This window comes from Selenomonadales bacterium 4137-cl, from assembly GCA_032334055.1.
In the GTDB taxonomy this organism is placed as follows: Bacteria; Bacillota; Negativicutes; order Sporomusales; family UBA7701; genus Anaeroselena; species Anaeroselena agilis.
In genome coordinates this window covers 1,009,704-1,029,474 of sequence record JAUOZS010000001.1, presented here as the reverse complement: position 1 = coordinate 1,029,474, position 19,771 = coordinate 1,009,704, and the positions used below count along the sequence as shown (strand labels likewise).

Genomic DNA, 19,771 nt, shown 5'->3' with positions numbered 1-19,771 from the left:
GATTTCTCCACGTGTTATTCTTCGAGCATCGCCAGGGCATCCTGACACTCTGCCGCGAATCGGTCGCGAAGACCCGGACGCAGCGAGGGGGACCCAGCGGTCCACTCATCAGAAGCCCGCACGACGTAGATGTTTTCAATGAGAACTCTGTCAGGAAGTTCGTTTGGATCATTTACACCCGACAGAGCGGCTGCCGTGTTGAAGAGTTCCACGATATATCCTGGCCCGTACTGGACAGCAGCCGACCAGACAACCTGACCCAATGCCTCGGAGTGGCTCGATAGATAAAACCCGGAGGCCGCCAGGAGGTTGTGAGCGGGGACGAAGTATTTCTCGTAGACGTACCGATGCTGGATGAGGAGGAATCCTTCAGGGTCTGCCTCCGCCATTGCCCGCCAGTTCGCGTCAAACTCCTGAGTCCCAGGGACTCCCCAGTCAAGCTCCATAGAGGCGCAGAAGTCCTGGGGAATACCGGCGTTGGTGGCAAACTGATACGCCCCGTAAGAGGCCCCGCCGGCGTCTCCTACTGTGTAGGCGATAGCTCCGGGGTCGCCGTTAGACTCATACTTTGCGGACAGGTGCCCCAGTTCCATTGTTCAGCCCTCCTCTCTGCTTCCACTGATCTAGCGCGGGGATGGGCGAGCCGAGGAGCTGATTCATCCCATAGCGACCCCCAAGGAGCCACGCGAGAATCTCCAGGTCCTTGATATTGAAATCGCAGCTAAACAGGGCATTCGCCATCTGTTCCCCGAGATACGTCATCATGAAGACGGCGATTCCTGGATTCTCGGCCAGTTTGGCCTTAAGCTCTTGCCACATGGCTATTTCTTGCCCTTTCTCTCCCACCACCACCAATCCGCGAGCTTGAGAATTTTCTGCGCGATCAGTAGTAGGGTGTAGACGATGGTCACGTACAGGACCCAATCCTGAAGAGTGACCCCGAAATACGAAGTAGCCGAGACCCCCACTGGAGGGAGGGCGCGGATGACTTCACTTTGGATGTCGTTTTGGTTCATTGGGTTTCCTTCAGTTCTCCATTAATCTGTGTGCGGCCATTAATCAAACACCTCCGCGTAGCAACCAATATGGCCCGAGGTTTTCCATGAGAAGGCTACGTTCGCCCAGCCAGTGGCGCTACAATAGACGATAATTTTATCAGGGTTTGGGTCGCCTATGATGTAAACGTAAGGGGCCGCAACACCGCACTCTCCTGTACCTTCGGAATCGGCTGCCCACGTGAAGCGTGGGTGAAACTTCCGCGTCCCGAATGGGTTGATAAACGGCACAGGAGTTCCGGTTCCTGACGCATACACTCTCCCCAAAAATACTCTACGATTGCCTCCCACAGCCCCCTCGCGCCGGCCATATTTATAATCGATGCCATTGGATTCAAGTGGTGCAGTTGTGCCGGTACGAACAAATCCAAGGGATATGGCGTCAGCCGGAAGGACGGAACATATATCCGTATACTCGTTTATGGCGGGGCTGGGGTAATACCGGCATGGGAGTAACAGCGCGTTTGATATTGCGGCAATTTCGGCAGCGGTACAGGGAGCGTTACGGAGTTCAATATAGTCGATAACCCCTTTATAATAGCCGGTAAGTACTCCGTTCCTAAAAATACTTAACGGTGTTGCAGTAATGTTAAGGGTGGCTGGAGCGGAATAAACTACTTGGCCGTTGGCTCTCAATCGCAGAGTTGTGCCGTCATGGGATAACGTAAAAACGTATTTCGTCTCGTCGGGAAAAAATCCAGTCGGAATATTACCGCCAGCCGCTATATATATCTGGTTGTCAGCGGCGGTATAAATATAAAAACCATTCGCCGAGTTGACTCCATACCCACCAATTAGCGTATAGTCTGCGTTTCCTTTGGCGTAGGTAGTGGGTATTATCAATTCAACAGGGTTATTGCCAGTGGGAAATCCGGTACTGTTGGCGCTGACCAAATACCCACTACTGCCATTACCCTTTATGGCGTAATCGCCAGCCCACCCGACTTCTCGCGTCAAAGCACCGTTGGGAATAAGATTGTTGGCGCCCGCCGTTGATGGAATTTGACTGACGCCATCCCAGTTTGACAAATCCCATCGGCAGACCGTCCCCGCGTCAGCAGTAGGAAAAGTAGCGTCGATTATCCCGGTTGTCCCGGCCTTGGTATCGTAAAGAAGCTGTGCGCGGCGGGGGTGGAGGGCGATTGTACCAACTTCACGCTCGACCGTTATCCCACTAATGGAATCTACTCCGGCGCTGATCGAGAGGTTGAGGTCAGCACCCACGGTAAATTTGCGGCCACTAGCGATGTAATTAGTGAGGCCGGGCGGAGGCTTTATATTCGCAATGGCGGTAGCCACTTCAGCCGCTGCTGCCCCCGCAGAGGCTGCTGCTTCGCTGGCCGAGGACGCTGCTGCCCCCGCAGAGGCTGCTGCTTCGCTGGCCGAGGACGCTGCTGCCCCCGCAGAGGCTGCTGCTTCGCTGGCCGAGGACGCTGCTGCCCCCGCAGAGGCTGCTGCCTCCTCTGCGAGGTCGGCCGTATCCGTTTTCACCGCATCTGCTGTTTCCTCCGCTAGATGCAGGCATTGGACCTCGAACACCGTCAAGTCGAGGGCGCGCAGCACGGAAGCGTCCGCCCACGATACAAGGGGGTCCGTCGAGGTTCTTCGTTGTATCCTTAGCGTTCCCGCAGCAGGCGCGGAGGCAAATTCCACCTCTTTGTCAAGGACCGTGTAGTGAGTCCCATAGACTAGCGCGACACCATTCGAGGTGCAGTATATGAAAGTTTTTCGCAGATAATCGAACGGGAACGAAAAGGTCGTCTGGGACCCATCCGTTGCGTAGGTTATCTGTGCATTATAATCCGACAAGGTATCCTCTCCTATCTCCTCAAGGGTTTCTCAGGCAGGCCCGTCTCGTCCATCATGAACTCGGCCGCCCGGAGCATTGGGATGCTGTTCTGTAGGGGCATGAGCCTGAAGAGATTCTTCAGGTCCTTCTGGGTTGCCTTGTCGGTGAACGCCAGGCGACCGGCGCTCCCAGCCGCAACCCCGATATCTGTGGCCGCCCTCACCCCCGGAAGCTGCGCGATGGCGTCCCCGGCCATGTCGCTGAAGTCTCGATTACCTGGCCGACTCGTGGAACGATCCACAGTGGTCCTGAAGGTCGGGACCCCTGAGTATAGCTCGTAGACATCCGTGAGCGAAGAAGCGGCCCCGCCGATGGTACTCCTGATAAGGGCCGCAGAGGCCAGCCGCTCAAGCGAAAGGGTCCGGTCCAGGTACTGATTCCTCTTTCCGTCATCGTCCGCATAGTACGACCAGGCCCGCCCCATCGTGAGGGCCGCGTAGACCTTAGCGTTGGTAGCCATAGACCACATCAGGGACATCCAGTCGTCAATCTCGCGGTGCGTGAGGACCCGAGCGAGCTGGCTGTTCATGACCCGAAGGTTGAAGTCCTTGAACTGGAAGAATAGTCTGGACTTCGGGCCGCTGTTGGCGAGGATATTCCGGTTGCCGATGGTGTTCTGAGTGAGCGCGCGCTGGCTTTGATTGTCGATTACCTGCACCCACCGCCAGTACGTGTCGGGGGATTCTGCGATCCAGGCATCCTGGAGGAAACCCTTCAGGGTCCCCTTGGCGTCCCTCTCCACATACTTATTGAGGTCTGCCTTGATCTTGTCCGCCCACGCTTGGTCAACGCCGGCCGCCTTCAGCTTCTTCTCGCTGAAGGGGTTCCTGAACCAGCCCACACGCTTGCCTGCGGCCCACTCCAGGGAGTCGATGATCGTGTCCTGGCGAATCCCTCGGAGCATCAGATCGGTGAGTTTAGGCAACCCCGAGACGGTTGACACGAGGCGACTGGCATAGTTAATGCCTGCGTTGGCGTAGTCCAGATAGGCCAGCTTCGAGCCTTGCGTGCTTGCGTCTGCCCACAGTCGGGAGTCCCACGAGGTCTTCCATATCTTAGCCTCCAGGGTTTCTCCGAAGATTTCCTTCTCGGTCTCTTGTACCCACTTGCCTGTCCCCCGCCCGAGTCGGATGTCGCGCAGCTCGCGGGCCAACGTCGGGACAAAGTGAAGGGCAGCCTTCAGGCCCACATAAGCAATCGCCCCGCCCAGCTCCCCAAGCTGATTCATGCCCATGTTAGAGCCATTCTGAGAGTACGCCTGCCCACGTAGGGTCTGCGCCAGCGCGTGGGCCTTGCTGCGGATGTCCTCATCCCGCTTGAGGCCGCGAATCTGAAGAAGAGCCTCATCCATTGCGTACAGGTTTCTCTTCGCGTCTCTACGGGTGATCTGCTTGAACGTAACTCCGTGCTCCAGGGCCTGCGCCAGGAGCGCCCGCTCGTGGGCAATCGCGGCGGTGTCCTTATACTTGTTGTGGAGGGCCGCCTCCCCGGAGAACCTGTTGATGATCCTCGGGACCATCCTGTCCAGGTCGTCCGAGCGGAGGTGCAGGTCGTAGCTGAACTCGCCCCAGGGGGCCTCCACGACCTTCGAGGTGTCCATCGGAAATCTCTCGTTGAGGAAATCTATGGGGTCCGTGTAGGCTACGTGGTTCCCATCCCGGTCAGCCTTAAAGCGTTCCAGGTTGGAGAGGTTCTGGTCGCCCACACCCATCGCCCAGTTACGGGCCTCCTTATCGACCCACTCGTCGATCTCCTTCTCAGTGACCTCCGGCTGGACAGGCTTGGCCTGGGGAGTCGCTCCTTCCTCCAGGTCCGCAGTCTTGTCCTCCCACCGCTTCAGGTCGCGCTCGTACTTCGCGGTCTTCTCAGCCAGGAGCTTCTCCTGCACCTTGTCTCGCTTCACAGCCGCCTTCGCGTACTCCGTGAGGAAATCCACCGCGCCACCCTTGTCGTGTATGTTCGGGAAGCGATTAACGAACGACAGCCACCTGTCCTCGTCCAGCTTTCGCCACAGCTCGTCATCCAGGGCCTTCCAGTCTTTGGCAACGAGGTTCTTGCCCTTGACTCCGAACATCTCGGCCGAAGCCTTCGCGACCCCCACCATGTCATCCCGGAGGGCCTTCAGCGCCTTCGCCCCCTTGACCACCTCCGCAGGCCACTCCTTGCGGATAATCCCTGCGGTGTTATTCGTGTAGGTGACGTTGAAGCACTCCCGGACGGCCTTGTTAAAGTCGAGGCGGCGGGCATTGGAAAGGGGACCCATCGAAGCGACGGTCCCTCCTATCCACTCGTTCCGTGCCGTTGTGAAGCTGTCCCAGTGAGTGTCGAGCTGCCGCTTGATTCGGTCCCGCTGCGCCTCGATGGAGATCACGAGGTCGCTCTCCCGGTCCCGCAGGCGAGCATCCTGGAGGACATCCGCAGCGAACTGTCGGCCGATCTTACTGGGGGAGTTCGTGAGCACCCCGAAGGGCGTCCCGTAGTACCAGCCCTCCTCGGTCCACTTGCTGATGTCATCGAGGAGACCCGTGATCTTTGCCTTCATGCCCCTCCGTGGTCCCTCAAGGTCGATCATATGCCCGATGATGTTCGGGTTAAAGACGTTCGCAGCGGAGAACCGGAGGCCGTTCAGAACTACTGTTCCATCTCCGAGGGTTCGGTAGCCGGTAGCGGCCGTGGCTTCATTCGCAAGGGCCTGCTTGACGAAAGTCTTGATCTCGCCCTCGGAGAATCCCGAGGAGGCCCCGAGTTTCCGCAGACCCCGCATGGTGATGTTCCGAAGGTTCCTGAAGGTCGAATCGGTCAGGTCGGCTCTCTCGATCCAGTGACCGAGGACTTCCTCCCAGCCGCCCTCCGGGGTGGCCTTGATGGCAGCCAGCCAGGATTCGTCAGGGTTCTCGATGTGTTGCCTTACGGTCCTCCGCAGAGTCTCATAGCCGGTGTCCCCGAGGAGACCCTTGAGGCCCGCGTGGACGCCCCGCTCGTGGGCCAGGAGGTTGTCTATGTTGACGCCCTCGGGCAGCCCATCCTTGACGATTACGGTCAGGTCCTCATCAGCCTTGTGGAAGGCCCCCACGCTCTCTGGGAGGTCAACCCCGAGGCGCTTGGCGAGTGCCTTGAGGTCCGCCTTCGCCACGGCCATAACCTTCCCGGACGCCTCCAGGGCATCCAGGGTTTTTGACTTCAGGCCCCTCGCCCAGGCCCCATCATGGAGACCCTGAAGGGCATCGCGCATCTTCGGGACCTCGTTAGGCAAGGGCAGGCCCATGGTGTGTGCCAGGGCGTGTGACTCCGCGTTGTCCGCTGCGGCTGCCACACGCTGCACGCTGCGGGTCCTTATGGCATCCCCAAGGGCACCTAGAATCCCTCCTGCTGCGCCTCCTACCAGGGCCGCTGCGGTGTAGTCCTGCTGATAGCCTCCGCCAACTTCTGCGGCCTTCCGTTCGGCCACGTTGATGAGGGCGTTCTCGGCGGCCAGTTCCGAGTATCGCAGCAGCTTGCTCATGGATAACCTGGAAGCCACCGGACCGAGCTTTGCCAGGGCCTTCGCCATGACCGCCTGCTGACCGAGGGGCAGGAGCGCGGTGGGGTCGGAAGTAACCGTCCCTGCCGCCGCTGCGAGGAAGCCTGCGCCGTAGGCCGCCCAGTTGCCCTGGTACGCCTCGATTCTCTCGCGCCGTCTGGCGTCTTCCTGCTTCATCTGAATGAGGCTGACCAGGTGATAAGGATTCTGGGCGCGCGTCAGAACCCATCGCTGCCCCGCAGGGTCATCCGGTAGGGCCTTCGTAACATAGCCTATGTCATCCTGCGAGACCTTGTAATCGCCCGGAAGATAACCACGGCCAGCATCAGGGCCGGTAATATTAGCCCAGATAGTACGGGCAGTCCCTCCGAGATAGGAATCGTTCCAGGAATCAAGGAACTTGTCCCCGAGATAGGAGGCGAAAGTAAGAGGGTCAGGCTCGACCTCCGGGATTATCCCTGGCCGGGTCCCGTAGGCGTTCGCATCGGACCCCTGAGAGAGCCAGTCATAAGGTTTCCCCGAGATATTCCCGAGGACGTTCTTCACGTACTCCTGGGTCTCCTGATAGGGCGGCACCCCACCATATCTCTCCACAGCCCCCGGCCCTGCATTATAGGCCGCCAGGGCCATCTCCCTGTCACCACCGAAGCGCGACAGCATCTGCTTGTAATAGCGGGTTCCACCGAGGACGTTCTCTCGGGGGTCGTCAGGATTAACCCCCAGCTCCGCTGCGGTTCCGGGCATGAGCTGCATGTAGCCTCGCGCCCCTGCGGAGGAGGTGAGGATAGCCCCGTCTTCCTGGTAATGGCGACCCGAGGATTCCTGTTGGATAATCCCCCGGATTTCCTCTGCGGGAACCCCCTCGGCCTGCGAGGCTTCCGCTATGAATTGCTCTAGGTCCACCTTAAACGCCTCCTCTTATGGCAGCGTACTTTGTGATTCGCTCGAAAGGTTCGCGCCGTTATCAACGTTCGCGGCTTCCGCTGCGGCCCTCTGTCGATTCACATCCTCGGCCGATATAGTGGGGATGCGCGGGCGTTTCTCTTGTGGCCCGCCCAGATAGAGATTGCCGGAATACGCGATGTCGTTGGCCGTCCTCTTCATATACCCGCCGCCGCCCTGAAACACCAGCGCGTTCTCGTCGGGCATGTAAGAAACAGCTACATACTTCCTTTCGGTTCCGGTGTTTTGGAGGAACTCGTTCATGTAATCCTCAAGGACCTTCTTTCCGATCTCCGCCTTGCGGTCGGTATTGATCCCCGCGAATACTTGCTTGGGCATCGCGGCGCTCTCCCACACGTACATCGTCTGCCGCACGCTGTCCTTTGCCATCACCACGGCGTCCGCAGGGGCCTTGCCGGCGTAAACCAGCCACTTCGCGATCTCCTCCACTCGTTGCATGATCGGGCGGTTCGTTCCGAGCGCCACGTCCGCCTTCACAAGGTTACCGTCCAGGTCCTTGAAGCCATCCAGGCGAGTGATATTAAGGACATCCGCCAGCTCTTTATCCTTGAGCCTGACGAACTCTTTGTCTTTGGAGTTCTCGCGGCCTAGCGCATAAAGTGCCACGGCCTGCTTCCAGTCGCCATTGAGGCCCTGCGCCAGGTGCTTGATCGTTTCCACCTTTTGGTACGCCTCGTCACCGACGATACTATGGAACGCCTCGGGGTTCACCCTGCTCATGTCGAGGGCTTTCTGAAGGGCAGGAGGCAGCTCGACAGCGCCGTCCGCCTTGGTCGTAATCTTCGAGACCGCCAAGCTATCCACGGCACTATTGACGGTCATCCTCAAGGATTTCCTGAAGTCCTCGAAGGGTGGGAACAGCACGCGCTTCATAACCTCGGCAGTCTTCTGATCCTCGGACAACGTGGCAGAGTTCTGGATGGTAGCAATTTCGTTGCGGATGGTTGCGTTGAGGAAAGCGTCATCCCAGGTCAGCTTCTGCGTCTTGGGGTTGCCGTTGACATCCACGCCCGGAACCCCCGGCGTGGGTAAGGCTCCCTTAGAAGCTGCCACGGTGTCCCCGGAAGAATCCGTCATGGACCCCTCAAGATAGGCGCGGAGTTGGCGCTGGATAATACTACTCTGCATCGTCTGCGCGGTCGCTGTGGTCATCTGTCGGGCCATTGATACCTGCGCCTTCTGCTCCAGGGCGCGGCGATACTTGTAGGCGTTGTCCTGGTAGGGGGCCATGACATTGAACCAGGCGGGGTCCTCCCGCTGCCACTTGGCGTACTGCGCGCGTTGTTCGGGAATGGACATCTTTTGGAGGTCCTCAAGGCTCCGCTGGACGCGCTCCCCGAAGATGCTCGCTGTCCTCTGTTCCGCCACCAGCCTGAATGGCTCGATATCTATGTTGTCGCCGGCCTTCACTGGCTTACCGTTGCGGTCCACCCCGATAATGACCTCCGAGGCGACCTTCTTGATTCGCTCGTAGTCCCCAGGGGCTGTGGCGATACTTTTAAAGGCTTCCTGGGCCAGTTCCATGCGTTCCGGGATGCTCATCCAGGAGATGCGCGCGTCCGCGAAGACATTATTCAGGCCCTTAATGAAATCCTCCGGGGGCAGCGCGGAGTAATGACTCATCAGTTCTCCAAGGGCAGCCTTTGCGCTCCCCTTTTGGATGGCCTTCAGTTCGAGGGCCTGCTCCGTCCGAAACTGACTGGCAAAGTCAAGCTGATTAACAAGGTTCTTCTCGTTATACCCCCGGTCGAACGCCTGTCTATCCAGGGAGACATCGCCCACCTTGGCGTAGTGTTCCTGCCGAAACTTGTTGAACTGTTGAAGTTCTTCATCTGCCGACTTCAGCTTTGGCTGCTGGAGCCGCCAGGACGCATACTCATCCTTAAGCTGGGCCGCGAAGTAGCGCCCGCGCATCCTTTCGATGGTGGACACAGCGTATGGATTATCCTGAAGTTCCCTATCTTTGCCATAGTTGCCGATCAGCTCAATGGCGGTGAGTTTCTTTAGGTCTTCCTCAGAAGCCGCCGCTGCGATCCTCTCCGCCGCCGCAACCCCTGACTTCTCCTTGCGCTTTTCGGAGGCCACTCCCTCGTAAGCGAGAGTGTCCCCCAGCACTCCGAGGGCGTTCGCCAGGTCCATCCCTGACGCCGTGGGAGTATCCACCGAAACGCCGGTAAGGCGCTTCTGGTAGAGACCTGCGGGATTCCCTGCGAATTGCTTTTCAGTTCCAATACTGGCTCCTACAAGGTCTGCCACAGTTTAACCTCCCTTTTTCTTTGCTCCGCCCCAGAAGTCCCAGTCCAGGTCGTTCTCCTCCGCATGGAGGCGCTGCTCCTCCATCGCAGAGACACCCTTCACCAATGAGGACGCGACACCCACCATGAGGGCTGTCTTGCTCGGCGTCTTGATGTTGGCGATGCGATTTTTGGTGGAGATAAGCTGGGCCTCTTTATTCAGATCAACTTCATTGGATTTCTGCTGATAGTTGGACTGGATGGCCGCCACTTTTCTCGCTTCATCCCCCCGGACAGAACGCTTCAGAAGGGTCGCCGTGCGGCCGGCTCCGAGCTTCTCGTTGATAGCCACATCAGCGCCGGCGTTTAAGCTCTGCGCGTTGAGACGGGTGCTTGCGATCTGCTCAACCGCCGCATCGAACGCATCCCGCCGTTGAATCTCGTAATTCTGAAAGGCGTAGTTCATGTTGGTGATCGCCGCCTGGCCCTGCTGCTGGGCCGCCCTTCCCTGTGCGTTGTAGGCTTCGACCTGACCATAAATCCCCAAGGCCGTCCCGAGGGCTGTCAATACTCCCACAGCTACTCATCCTCCCCTCTTGACAAAACGAACAGCTTGAGGCACTCGTGGTCGAAGGGGAGCCACTCCGCGCCTAGCCAATTCAACCATTTGATGTGCAGGCGATTGTCCTTGTGGACATAGTTCGCCACCTCCCGGTAGCGCCGGAAGATAGTGTCCTTGAGGTACTTCTTAGAAAACCGAAGGAACTCGATGGGGTGCTTTTCGACGTGCGTAGTCAACATGACCCAGATAGCAGCCCGGTCGCCGAAGTGCTCCAACCCACCGATACCAAGTACCTCGCCGGATTCTTCGCGGATGATCGCGCGGGTCCCGAGGACTACATCAGCGGCGGGAAGGTCTTGGAAAAGCTGGCCGGTTGCCGCCTTCACTTCCTCGAAGTCACTCAAGCGCGCGTGCGCTATGAAGTCCTGAAAGTGCTTGACGAGCAGGGGCTTGATGACGATCATCGAGGTGTGCTCCTTTCAGTGTAAGTCCCTTCCCAGTCAAAACCGATCAGGGCCAAAGGGGCCGGCCAATCACTCTCGATGGTGAGGGTTACGTCCTGACTGTCTCCTTGAACCGGCACAGTGATGCTCCCGGTGTCCAAAGGGAGAGCGCCGAGGACGTTCTTGGTGGACCCAAGGAGGCGGGCCGTCATCTCATAGACGAAGGTTTGCTTGCCAGCGTGCGCTACGGAGACCTTAAAGTAGCCTGACTTGTCGTAGTGAAGAGTGACGCTTTTGACTTGGAGCTTGCCCCGATTCCGCGCCTTGACTCCACCTTTTCCGTCTTCATTCTTTATCATGATTTCGGACAGAACGACTTTGAAGTTAGTGACCTCCCCCACGACCACTCGCTGTCCCGTGAGGTCTCCGGGTATTTGCATCGTGCCGCCAGTCATCGCGGAGGCGGCGCAGCGGGAAACCATACCGTCCGGGTGGACCACCTGATATGTAGCGGAGGCAGGCAAGGAGCCGCCCCCGTACAACCCCTGCACATCCACAGTGGTCGAATCCGTGAGGATGTTATAGGTGGTCAGAGGGGCCGTTACGGCCTTGCGATCCATATGTGCCCGGTAAGGCTCCACATCGTTGTCCTTCGTGTTCTGTGTGAAGAGCATCTTTTCCAAGTACAACCCGGAGCCGCGAGTCAGAAGCAGATAGAGGGTCGAACCGACGAAGCCGCCACCCAGGATGGCCGCATCCCCCATCTCCCAGAAGCTCCACGATGCTTGCACACGAGTTGCCTCGTTGAACAAATACTTATAGGTGTAAATACGGCTCTCATCCCCGGTCGAGAGGGACAGCAGGAGATTCTCGGAGGTACTCCCCAGTATCTTGTGTACGGTGTTGGGGATGAACGATGGGACATGGCTGGAGACATCTTGCGCGTCCTTAACCTCCGTTACATCCTGGACGATGTAATACTCCAGGAGCGAGGAGTATTCCGCGCGGCTGTTGGCGAAGTATACGCGCCGGCCGGCCTGCACGGGGCGACAATGGGGGTTACAGTCGAACCGCGTGGTGCGATCTATCCTGAAGGATTTCGGGGTGAATACAGTATCGGACTTTCCGATGTACTGCCCTCGCGCGCTGAAGAGGAGAAGCTCCTCGTTGAAAGGCACTCCGTAGTGAAGAGTGGTTACGGATTCGTCAGGGACCGCATCGTCAATCATGTCCGTGTCCACCACGTCAGTCGCGGTAGATGTCCAGAATTTGAAAAACTCGCCGCTTTTCGAGAGGATGACATTCTCGCCCGCAAGGAATCCTAAACGGTTCCTAATGAAGAGCACGTCAGTAATCTTACGGCCTATGAAGCTCGGCAGCGGGTTGCTGTCGTCGTCGCCTACCTCGCGGCCGTCCCATTCCGCCTCTCTGAAGGTGAAGGCCCCATCAGCCTCGCGGACCAGGACGTGTGGCATGGTGGAGGCGTCAAAAGACTTGAGTATGCCCGGCTTGGCGGTCTCCTTCCAGACCTTATTCGAGGCATCATACTTGACGTAATAGTCATCGGCCGAACTCCCGGTCTCGCCTTGGACCCGCACCGTGAAGCCGTTCGGCGCGGTGGAGGGTAGATTGGAAAATTTCTGGGTGTCCTGGAGAAACCCAAACATGGCTTGGTTATTGAAGCCGTCCTTCGTTTCGACTGAGGTTATGGCAGGGGTTCCTGTCTTGGGCCTGATATATAGCCAGCCCTCCCCGCTTTGGGCGACCTCGTAAGATGCGTTGAGGTAACTCCCAAGGGCGCTGGCGATGTGATTAGTGTCTATGGCTGCGGTATGCGTCGGGTCGGACCCATCTGGAGTTATGTAGGACGACACAGCCGCCCCATTAATGATTATCTGATAGGTCCGCCCGTATTGCCCCGACTTAACGTGAACGAGCGCCCCCTGGGCGGCCCATACGTCTGTCACCACTTCCTCGGACATAGCCGCCTCGACAGCGGTGTTTGTGATAAAGGTATAGTCTGCCACTGTGACCGCCTTGAGTTCTTCTCTAGGATTTGCGGAGGCCAGGTAGGCTTGTGTGCCGGCTGCATAGTTCACGGTTTTGCGGTTTCCGTTAAGGTCCCAGACGGCGATCCCCTCCCCGTTGAACATCACAACATACCGCTCGGAGGCATCGCGCTCAATGAGGTGAACAAGAGGCTTGACCCCGGAAACGATTGTAGAGGCGTCCAAGGCGGCTACATGGAGAGTTGGCGGTCTCTTTTGAAGACCGGCAGGTCCGGTCGAAAGTCCGTTTTCCTGGTGCTCCAGTTGCTCCGGGTAGCGCAGCGTGGCGGGCTGCTGGCTGACCCCGGCGAGGAGGTTCTTGATAGACTGACTAATGAAAGCCATATCAATGCCTCCGTGCGATCAGGGCGACCTCGGCGGTGTCCAGGACGTTGAAGTTGTTCAGGTCCATTTCATCTTCCTGAAGGCGCGCCCAGGCATCCGCCAGGTTTCTCTTCAGCTCTTCGGTCAGGGCTTCATCTCCCTGGTACTTTACTTGAAATTCCAGCGCGGCCTTGGCGGTGATGTAGCTCCGCATCGCCTCGGGCATTTCCTCAAAGGACACCAGGAGGATACACTCGACCTCGATTGCCCTCTCGAATGTATAGGTCTGGTCTGTGAAGTTGTAGAGGTAATCACCTCGGCGCACGTACTTCGTCCCGTCCGCGCTCTTTATTCGCAGGAACAGGTTCGACCAGGGGATTTTCTTGGTGGTGGTGTCAGGATTGAGGGTATAGGACTCGCGGATGTTGAAGCTCCAGCCACGGGCCTGCTCTTTGCGGTTGGTCCGCTCCAAGATGGCGATGGCGTTTATGACATTGACGTTTGTGGGGTTCTCGATGGAATTGACCGGGGCGTCCCCGATGGCACTCAGGATTTCGTTGATGGCATCTACGGTCACGTTAGATGAGATGAGCATCAGTCGGTGGCCTCCTTTCACTGAAATAAGGTAAAAAAGGGACCTACAGGTTGTCCTATAGGTCCCTCCTTGTATTACTTGAGAGTTAGCCGGCCTCTATAGTCATCGTGCCCATCTGGACGGCTTCAGGTCTCAGGCCCCTGTGGCCCATCGCATATTTGGCAACGAACATGTCCGCCTGGTACTCGGCGCGGCGGGCGTGCTCCATGCCGAGGCCGATCAGCTTCAGGGTGCCTACGGCCGAACGGTGGGCCGCGACGATCTTCGCGGTACTGGCATAAGTCGCAGGGAAGATGTGGCCGTCACCCTGAAGGATGTCCGTGGTCGAAGCTCCACCCCGCGTCAGGTTGGGGAAGTTCACTAGGTTGAAACCTGCAACACGAACGGGGCGTCCCTCCTGGATGTTCGAGGAACCACCATAGTCGCTGTTGATGACGACCTTTGCGTTAACGAGCGCGGCACTCACGTCCGGCGCGATATAGGCCACACGGTCGGATTCGGGGACGTTATTCGCGTCCATGTTGTACTGCATTTCGAGCAGCATGTCCAGGTATAGAGCGCCCAGCGTGGCGCTGGTGATAGCAGTCCCAGCGGCGGCCGATTTAGCAACGATTGCCCCCTTGCCGAGGCCGGTAAGATTCTCCTCGTCTGCCACCACGAGCTTCGCCAGCTCCGCCACGACAGCTCCGTCAGCCGCATAGGCCAACGCTTCTCCTAGCTGGGTGGAATATGGGGCACGCACGTCGAAGTGGTTCATCGCGTCGTCGAGGTCAGTAATCATCGCATCGGCAACCAGGAGGCCGTCGATCAGGATCGGCAGCTCGGTGCCGGGGATGTTCTGCCGCCCTTCATCAAGGCTCTTACCGGGCGGAAGGTAGCGGGCTGTGGTGCGGCCGAGAACGGGGAAATTGGCCGCTTTACCGGCCGAGATGGTGCGGACGAAGTGTCGTCCTTCAGTCTTGGAGGCGCGGCTATAAGCCGTCAGGACCTCCCCGGAGAAGACCTTCATAAAGGAGTCAAGATTGGTAGGGGTGGTCGCGTTAACGTCGCGGCCTGGGGTTGCTACGATAATACTCATTCAGTTATTCATCCTTTCGTGTTAGCGATTTGACAATAAAAGAGAAGCCCGCGTGAGACGGCTTCTTTATGAGAAGATCGTGGATTTGGCAACTTTCTTTTCCACACTGGCGCGGTAGGCGGAATCACGCCCATAGCGCGGATCGGACATGGCCGCGATCAGCTCGGCCTCGCTCGAAAACCCGCCCGGTGCGGATGGTTTGGTTCCCCCGGTGATCGTGGGGTTGGCGGTGCCACGGGCTGCGGTTATCTGCGCCTTGGCGTCCCGGAGGATAATCTCCAGGTTCTTCATGTCGCCCCTGTCGATGGCCGCGTTGAAGGCGTCCACGTGGCCCTTGCCTTGGGCCTTGATGAAGCCGGTGATCTGCTTGTACGTCTCTTTGCCCCCGGCCATCTCGTAGACCTTTGACGTGAATCGCTCGACGGTAGCCGTCAGGCCCGAGAGATACGCCTTGACGACCTGCTCGGGGTAGCCCACTTTGGCGAGGGCCTCCATCGAGGCCGCGCTGAGGGTGCCGGTGTTCATAAACTCGGCCTCAAGCGCCTTGAAGTCGAGACCCTTTTCGGTCAGGTCCTTCTCAGCCGCTGCGGATGCCTCCAGTTGTTCCTTAAGGTCCGCCGCCAGGACATCCTCGCCTGACTCTTCACCTGTCTCACTCTCAGCAGTCTCTTCGGTCCCGGACGGCTTTTCCGGGGCCTTCTCTTTTGCTTGCTCCTCCGCAGGATCAGCCTTCGGGGCATCCGCACCCTTGCTCACGAGGTCCTCGGCCGATACTTTCACAGTCTGCGAGCCGGCCGTCTGGATCGTGACCTGCTGACCCTGAACGGAGTCCGCCACTGTGCCCACTACGGCGTTCTTGCCGTAGATTTCCTCGGGCGTGGCTTTGATGTCTTCGCCTACCATTATTTACCTCCTTCTTGTAGTTGCGCCTGGGCGAAGCCCCCGGCTAATTGAGGCGCTCCCTTGGTCAGCATGTCACGCAAAAGCGCGAGCTGGTTCGCCTGTTGGACTTCCTCCTCAGTTCGGACGAGGCTGGAGATATCCATTGAGAGCGCCGTGGCGACCATAGTAAGAAGACCGCCTAGCTTCATGTAGCTGGCGGCCTCGGGGATTCCTTCCATGTAGGAGAGGAAGGTTTTCAGTTTTTCGAGATCGTGGCCCCGGCCCAATGCCTCTAGGCCGGTGGTGATGGTTGGCTCGACCGTGCCCTTCGGCAGCTCTTCCAACTCTCCCATTGTTTGAAGCTGGACCACAGACCGCCTGACAAGCGGAAGCTGAAGCTCCTGGCTGAGAAGACTGTAGATGCCCCCGAGGGTATCCTCCAGCTCCCTCGCCACGAACCTGATTTCTTCCGCCGTGACCCGCTCGGCCTGGCGCTGGACCGCAGAGTTAAGCAGGAAGGACATCGACAGTCCCGCTGCGAGAGTGTCGGCCTGCTCCTTGGCGGTGCGGAAATCGGCGAACTTGTCGAGTGTCAGGGCCTCTACGTCCTGCTTACGGCCTGGGATATAGTCCCCGTTTTTGGAGTTCACCAGGCGACGAGCTTGCGTCTGCCCGTTGGGGTTGACGAGGAACTTGATCTGGGCGGCGATTGCCGCGTACTCAAGCATGGCCTGACACAGGCGGTCGTAGGATTCGAGGTCGCCGATGTGCTCCTCAATGTAACCCCTCCCGTAGCTCTCACCATCCACTTTGGACATCCTCAAGGGTATCCAGGGGGAAAGGTCCTTCGGGTAATCTTGCCCGGAGTCGGGGATGCTTTGACCATCAACTTCCTGGTAGGAAATCCATCGGTCATCCTGGAGAAACGTCCGGGTGTAAATCTTGACTTCCTGATCCGGGGAGTGCTGAGAGGACCCCCTGGAGATCAGCTCCTGGACGGCATCGGGGAGCGCCGCATAAGCGAGAACGTCCTCGGCGATTAGGTTAAAAACATTCCCAAGTCCATCCCGCTCGCACACGTAGCTACTGAGCTTGTAGAGCTTTATGCCGCCTTCCTTCGGAGGCATGAAGAGGCAGCCGTTCCCGGCCATCAGAAGCTGTTTGATCGCTTCCCCTAACGTGACCCTGAATTGACGGGTCTCGTGATAGCGCATAATCTTTTGCTCGCGGAGACTGAGCCGGTGGTCCAGCTCGGAGGCCGCATCCTCGCCGATCTGCTGCTTGACCTCCTCCTTCGCCTTTTCGGTGGCCCCCAGGCGAAACCATGTGGTATTCGGCGGGAACATCGCAAGGAGAATCTTGGCGGTGAGATTGTTGAGGCCCCGAGCGCCTAACGCTTGGTAGGGCTTACGGAACTCAGTGGTGCCGTTAGACCCTTCCTTGGGGAACAGCGAGGGAATCGTGTAGAGCGCAGCCTCTTCGGCCCTTCGGATATAAGGCTCCCGCTTGGCGGCGAGGCGCTTATACATCCCGGCGACCGTTTCAGGGGCGAAGAAATCGGGGTTAGACATTCAGGCCGGTCCCTCCCGAGGAGGAGCCGGTGTCAATCGTCAGCCTGGATTTTCCTCTCCCCTTCTTGCGGATTATAGCTCTAGCCGTATCCGCGTCCGTATCTGCCGTTGTGGGGGCTGCTGCCGCCGCTGCGGGCGAGGCTGCCGAGGTTGGCGCTGTGGTCGTGGTGACTGAAGGCGAGGCCGCCGATGCCGCCTTTTTGGCCGCGACCGCCCCTAAAATCCACGAGATAACACCCATCAATTCGCTCCTTTCTACCTGCTAAAAGACAACCTTGTTTGAGGTGTCCTCGTCGAGGTCAATCTTCAGGGTATCCTTTCCGGTCTTCTTTTGGGTCCCAGAATAATCCCCAGCAGTCCCGAGGACCGGAGAGTCGGGAGTTGCCGAGCCGGTCTGGGGTACGATGTCCCGCGCGGTTAGCGAGGTATTCTGCACCGGGTAGCTGCCGATCTTAAAGCACATTGGTTGCCCTCGCCTGGGCGGCCTTCAGGACGTTAAGGACGTGCTGGGCACCCTTTAGGAAACCTAGACGTTCCAATCCATCGGCCGGCCCCTTCTCGTCAAGCAAAATACCGAGCGAAAGCCGCTCTTCGAGCCAGCTTACCACCAGGGGCGGGATGTACGGGGTCTTGTCGTCGAGTTCATCAATGAATCTGTCCATGCGTGGCCTCCTGTTAAAGCACTTTTACGAAGTTGGGATAGGACCACTGGAAGCCTCCGTGGCCCATGTAGAGGTTCCTGAGAAGCGCGGGGTCGGTACAAAGGGCGCTGCCGGTTTCGATGATGGCACAATTGTGCTTGTCCGCCAGATGCCGCAGTCGCTCCAAAACCACCCGCCCGAAGCCGGCGCGCTCGTGACCAACAGAGAACACAGTAAGCTCCTTTAAAGCCGAGTAGCGACCCCAAGGAATGGGGGCTACCGCCCAGCCCAGAGCGCCCACTATCTCATCGCCGGCTTCGAATACATCGAGGACTCCCGTAGACGGATCGCCACGGAAGCCCCACATGAGCCACTGACGCACCTTTTTGAGGTCCATGAGGTGCCTCAATGGGTGTCCCTTCTCAGCCTCCCGCAGCATATGCGCCCCGAGGGCGTTCGCCAGGGTATCGAAGTCGTAGCTCGTAAGGAGCCGACGCTCCAGCAGCTTTACTTCTTCTCGGTTCGGGGAGTCCATAGAATCGGCTCCTTTTTGTTGAAGTCGTAGTCTTCCTTGCGGAGAATCCTTGCTACCCGAGCCTGGGTCAGCGCCTCGACCTCCGAAAGCCCGCGCGAGGTGAAGACACCCAGAACCACGTCCCAGGTTGCACCCTTTGCGAGAATCTTCTCGGCCGCAACCGGACCAACGCCGGGGCAGCCCTTGTAGTTATCCGCCACGTCCCCGATCAGCGTCTGGTAGAGGTGCCAATAGTTGGCCTCTTCTACGGTTGTCTCGTGCAGGACATCCTTCTTGAAGTCGTAGAACATCCCCGGCACAGACTTGAAGTCCTTGTCACCAGAGAGGAGGATCGTCTTGTTCTTGGCGCTGGTCATGAGGATGCCCATGCAGTCGTCCGCTTCAAGTCCGGGGCGCTGATACGCCTTGTAGTTCTGCTTGATCCATTCCCGAACCCCGTAGTAGCAGACAGGCTTGCGCTTGCCGGCGCGGTTCGCCTTGTAGGTCGGAAGGATGCGCTTGCGGAAGTTGGTCTCGTCGGTGAAGCAGAGGACGATCTCATAGTCGCCCTTATGTTTAACCTTACGGAGCACCCTCTCGACCAGAGACTGAACGCGGTCGTCAACCTTGGCCTTAGCTTCGGCTGCATCCGCATGGAGGGTCCAGAGGTCTCCCGGTTCTCCGTCTTCGCAGGGCCAGCACGTAGGAACCTCAATCGCGGAGCATATCTCGAAGACGATCATGTCGCCATCGACAAGCAGGGTCAGCATTTGCTTCCCTCCTTCTCCGTCTCCAGGCCAATCTTAACGCCGTGCTGAGTGATGAAATCCATCGCGGCCTTGGTCCCGTACCATTTCGGAAAGACCCGGCCGTTCAGGATACAGGTGATGTGACCCCGCGAGGCCATCTCCGCGATTTTTGCCGCGTGCTCGCGGGCGAAGTCACACTGGAAGGTCCGAGGCTTGAAGATGATCTTCAGCAGGACCTGAATGTATTCGTCCAATTATTTGCTTCCGGTCTCCACTTGTTTCTTGGTGATCCAGATGTAGAACTCGCCGAGGTAGAACCATAGAACCCTTGCGGTAACGTACAGGAAGGCCCACGGCCATACCAGGGCGGTGAAAAAGCAGCAGACGAGGAGTGTAAACATGTAGGCAAGCGCCGAAGCAACGCATCCCAAGCCCAGCCTGCCTCCCCATCTATCTGCAACGTCGAGAGTTATCCTGAAAAACTCCCTAAGCCAGGCTCGCCAGGTAACTTGCATCAGGAATCCTCCCTAACATCCCGCATCGCGCAGGCGTCCTCGTAGCCTTCCCAGTTATCCACGCCGGCTGCCTCAAGGCAGGAAAGGAATTTGTCCCGCTCCTGGAGTCGGTCGTATTCAGCCTTTGGGACGATGACCACCTCTTTGGTACAGCGGGGACACAGCCCGTGGGCGGCCGATTCAAATTGCGCGCCGCAGCGATCGCAGTTGACGTACTCTTTGCCCACC

General features: G+C 58.3%; 21 protein-coding genes. All 21 read right to left on the bottom strand.

The window, feature by feature from the left end; translation table 11 throughout:
• Nucleotides 1-14: 14 nt before the first annotated feature.
• The 21 genes from Q4T40_05300 to Q4T40_05200 all read right to left on the bottom strand — a co-directional run bounded on the left by Q4T40_05300 (nucleotide 15) and on the right by Q4T40_05200 (nucleotide 19,770).
• Nucleotides 15-593, bottom strand: a complete 579-nt coding sequence (locus Q4T40_05300; protein ID MDT8900656.1) for a hypothetical protein — start codon at nucleotides 591-593, stop codon at nucleotides 15-17.
• Nucleotides 562-846: a hypothetical protein gene (locus Q4T40_05295; protein MDT8900655.1), complete on the bottom strand. Its 285-nt coding sequence runs from the start codon at nucleotides 844-846 to the stop codon at nucleotides 562-564. Before Q4T40_05295 ends, Q4T40_05300 begins: the two co-directional genes overlap by 32 nt.
• Nucleotides 822-1,016, bottom strand: coding sequence for a hypothetical protein (locus Q4T40_05290; protein ID MDT8900654.1), 195 nt, complete (start codon nucleotides 1,014-1,016; stop codon nucleotides 822-824). The genes Q4T40_05295 and Q4T40_05290 overlap by 25 nt, the downstream gene beginning before the upstream one ends.
• A gap of 39 nt (nucleotides 1,017-1,055) precedes the next feature.
• Nucleotides 1,056-2,864 (bottom strand): phage tail fiber protein, encoded by a 1,809-nt coding sequence (locus Q4T40_05285; protein ID MDT8900653.1) that lies wholly within the window; start codon nucleotides 2,862-2,864, stop codon nucleotides 1,056-1,058.
• Nucleotides 2,865-2,875: 11 nt separating this feature from the next.
• Nucleotides 2,876-7,327 (bottom strand): transglycosylase SLT domain-containing protein, encoded by a 4,452-nt coding sequence (locus Q4T40_05280; GenBank protein ID MDT8900652.1) that lies wholly within the window; start codon nucleotides 7,325-7,327, stop codon nucleotides 2,876-2,878.
• A gap of 15 nt (nucleotides 7,328-7,342) precedes the next feature.
• Complete coding sequence (locus Q4T40_05275; GenBank protein MDT8900651.1) at nucleotides 7,343-9,643, bottom strand: hypothetical protein; 2,301 nt, start codon at nucleotides 9,641-9,643, stop codon at nucleotides 7,343-7,345.
• 3 nt (nucleotides 9,644-9,646) lie between these two features.
• The gene (locus tag Q4T40_05270) at nucleotides 9,647-10,198 is read right to left on the bottom strand and encodes a hypothetical protein (GenBank protein ID MDT8900650.1); all 552 of its coding nucleotides are present in this window, start codon (nucleotides 10,196-10,198) and stop codon (nucleotides 9,647-9,649) included.
• A gap of 2 nt (nucleotides 10,199-10,200) precedes the next feature.
• A complete protein-coding gene (locus tag Q4T40_05265; protein ID MDT8900649.1) occupies nucleotides 10,201-10,647 on the bottom strand; it encodes a DUF2833 domain-containing protein in 447 nt (148 codons plus the stop codon).
• Complete coding sequence (locus Q4T40_05260) at nucleotides 10,644-13,019, bottom strand: hypothetical protein (GenBank protein MDT8900648.1); 2,376 nt, start codon at nucleotides 13,017-13,019, stop codon at nucleotides 10,644-10,646. Before Q4T40_05260 ends, Q4T40_05265 begins: the two co-directional genes overlap by 4 nt.
• A 1-nt stretch (nucleotide 13,020) precedes the next feature.
• Nucleotides 13,021-13,593: a hypothetical protein gene (locus Q4T40_05255; protein ID MDT8900647.1), complete on the bottom strand. Its 573-nt coding sequence runs from the start codon at nucleotides 13,591-13,593 to the stop codon at nucleotides 13,021-13,023.
• A gap of 85 nt (nucleotides 13,594-13,678) precedes the next feature.
• Nucleotides 13,679-14,671 (bottom strand): phage capsid protein, encoded by a 993-nt coding sequence (locus Q4T40_05250; protein ID MDT8900646.1) that lies wholly within the window; start codon nucleotides 14,669-14,671, stop codon nucleotides 13,679-13,681.
• Between the two features lie 66 nt (nucleotides 14,672-14,737).
• Entirely contained in the window at nucleotides 14,738-15,574 is an 837-nt protein-coding gene (locus Q4T40_05245; GenBank protein MDT8900645.1) for a hypothetical protein, read from the bottom strand.
• Nucleotides 15,574-17,124, bottom strand: coding sequence for a portal protein (locus Q4T40_05240; protein MDT8900644.1), 1,551 nt, complete (start codon nucleotides 17,122-17,124; stop codon nucleotides 15,574-15,576). Before Q4T40_05240 ends, Q4T40_05245 begins: the two co-directional genes overlap by 1 nt.
• Nucleotides 17,125-17,204: 80 nt before the next feature.
• Nucleotides 17,205-17,351 carry a hypothetical protein gene (locus Q4T40_05235; protein ID MDT8900643.1) on the bottom strand — a complete coding sequence of 49 codons (147 nt, stop codon included), beginning with the start codon at nucleotides 17,349-17,351 and terminating at the stop codon, nucleotides 17,205-17,207.
• Between the two features lie 35 nt (nucleotides 17,352-17,386).
• Complete coding sequence (locus tag Q4T40_05230) at nucleotides 17,387-17,587, bottom strand: hypothetical protein (protein MDT8900642.1); 201 nt, start codon at nucleotides 17,585-17,587, stop codon at nucleotides 17,387-17,389.
• Complete coding sequence (locus Q4T40_05225; protein MDT8900641.1) at nucleotides 17,577-17,786, bottom strand: hypothetical protein; 210 nt, start codon at nucleotides 17,784-17,786, stop codon at nucleotides 17,577-17,579. The genes Q4T40_05230 and Q4T40_05225 overlap by 11 nt, the downstream gene beginning before the upstream one ends.
• A 13-nt stretch (nucleotides 17,787-17,799) precedes the next feature.
• Nucleotides 17,800-18,300: a hypothetical protein gene (locus Q4T40_05220; GenBank protein MDT8900640.1), complete on the bottom strand. Its 501-nt coding sequence runs from the start codon at nucleotides 18,298-18,300 to the stop codon at nucleotides 17,800-17,802.
• Nucleotides 18,273-19,049: a hypothetical protein gene (locus tag Q4T40_05215; GenBank protein ID MDT8900639.1), complete on the bottom strand. Its 777-nt coding sequence runs from the start codon at nucleotides 19,047-19,049 to the stop codon at nucleotides 18,273-18,275. Before Q4T40_05215 ends, Q4T40_05220 begins: the two co-directional genes overlap by 28 nt.
• Nucleotides 19,043-19,282: a hypothetical protein gene (locus Q4T40_05210; protein MDT8900638.1), complete on the bottom strand. Its 240-nt coding sequence runs from the start codon at nucleotides 19,280-19,282 to the stop codon at nucleotides 19,043-19,045. The genes Q4T40_05215 and Q4T40_05210 overlap by 7 nt, the downstream gene beginning before the upstream one ends.
• Nucleotides 19,283-19,543, bottom strand: coding sequence for a hypothetical protein (locus Q4T40_05205; protein MDT8900637.1), 261 nt, complete (start codon nucleotides 19,541-19,543; stop codon nucleotides 19,283-19,285).
• Nucleotides 19,543-19,770, bottom strand: coding sequence for a hypothetical protein (locus Q4T40_05200; protein ID MDT8900636.1), 228 nt, complete (start codon nucleotides 19,768-19,770; stop codon nucleotides 19,543-19,545). The genes Q4T40_05205 and Q4T40_05200 overlap by 1 nt, the downstream gene beginning before the upstream one ends.
• Nucleotide 19,771 lies beyond the last annotated feature (1 nt).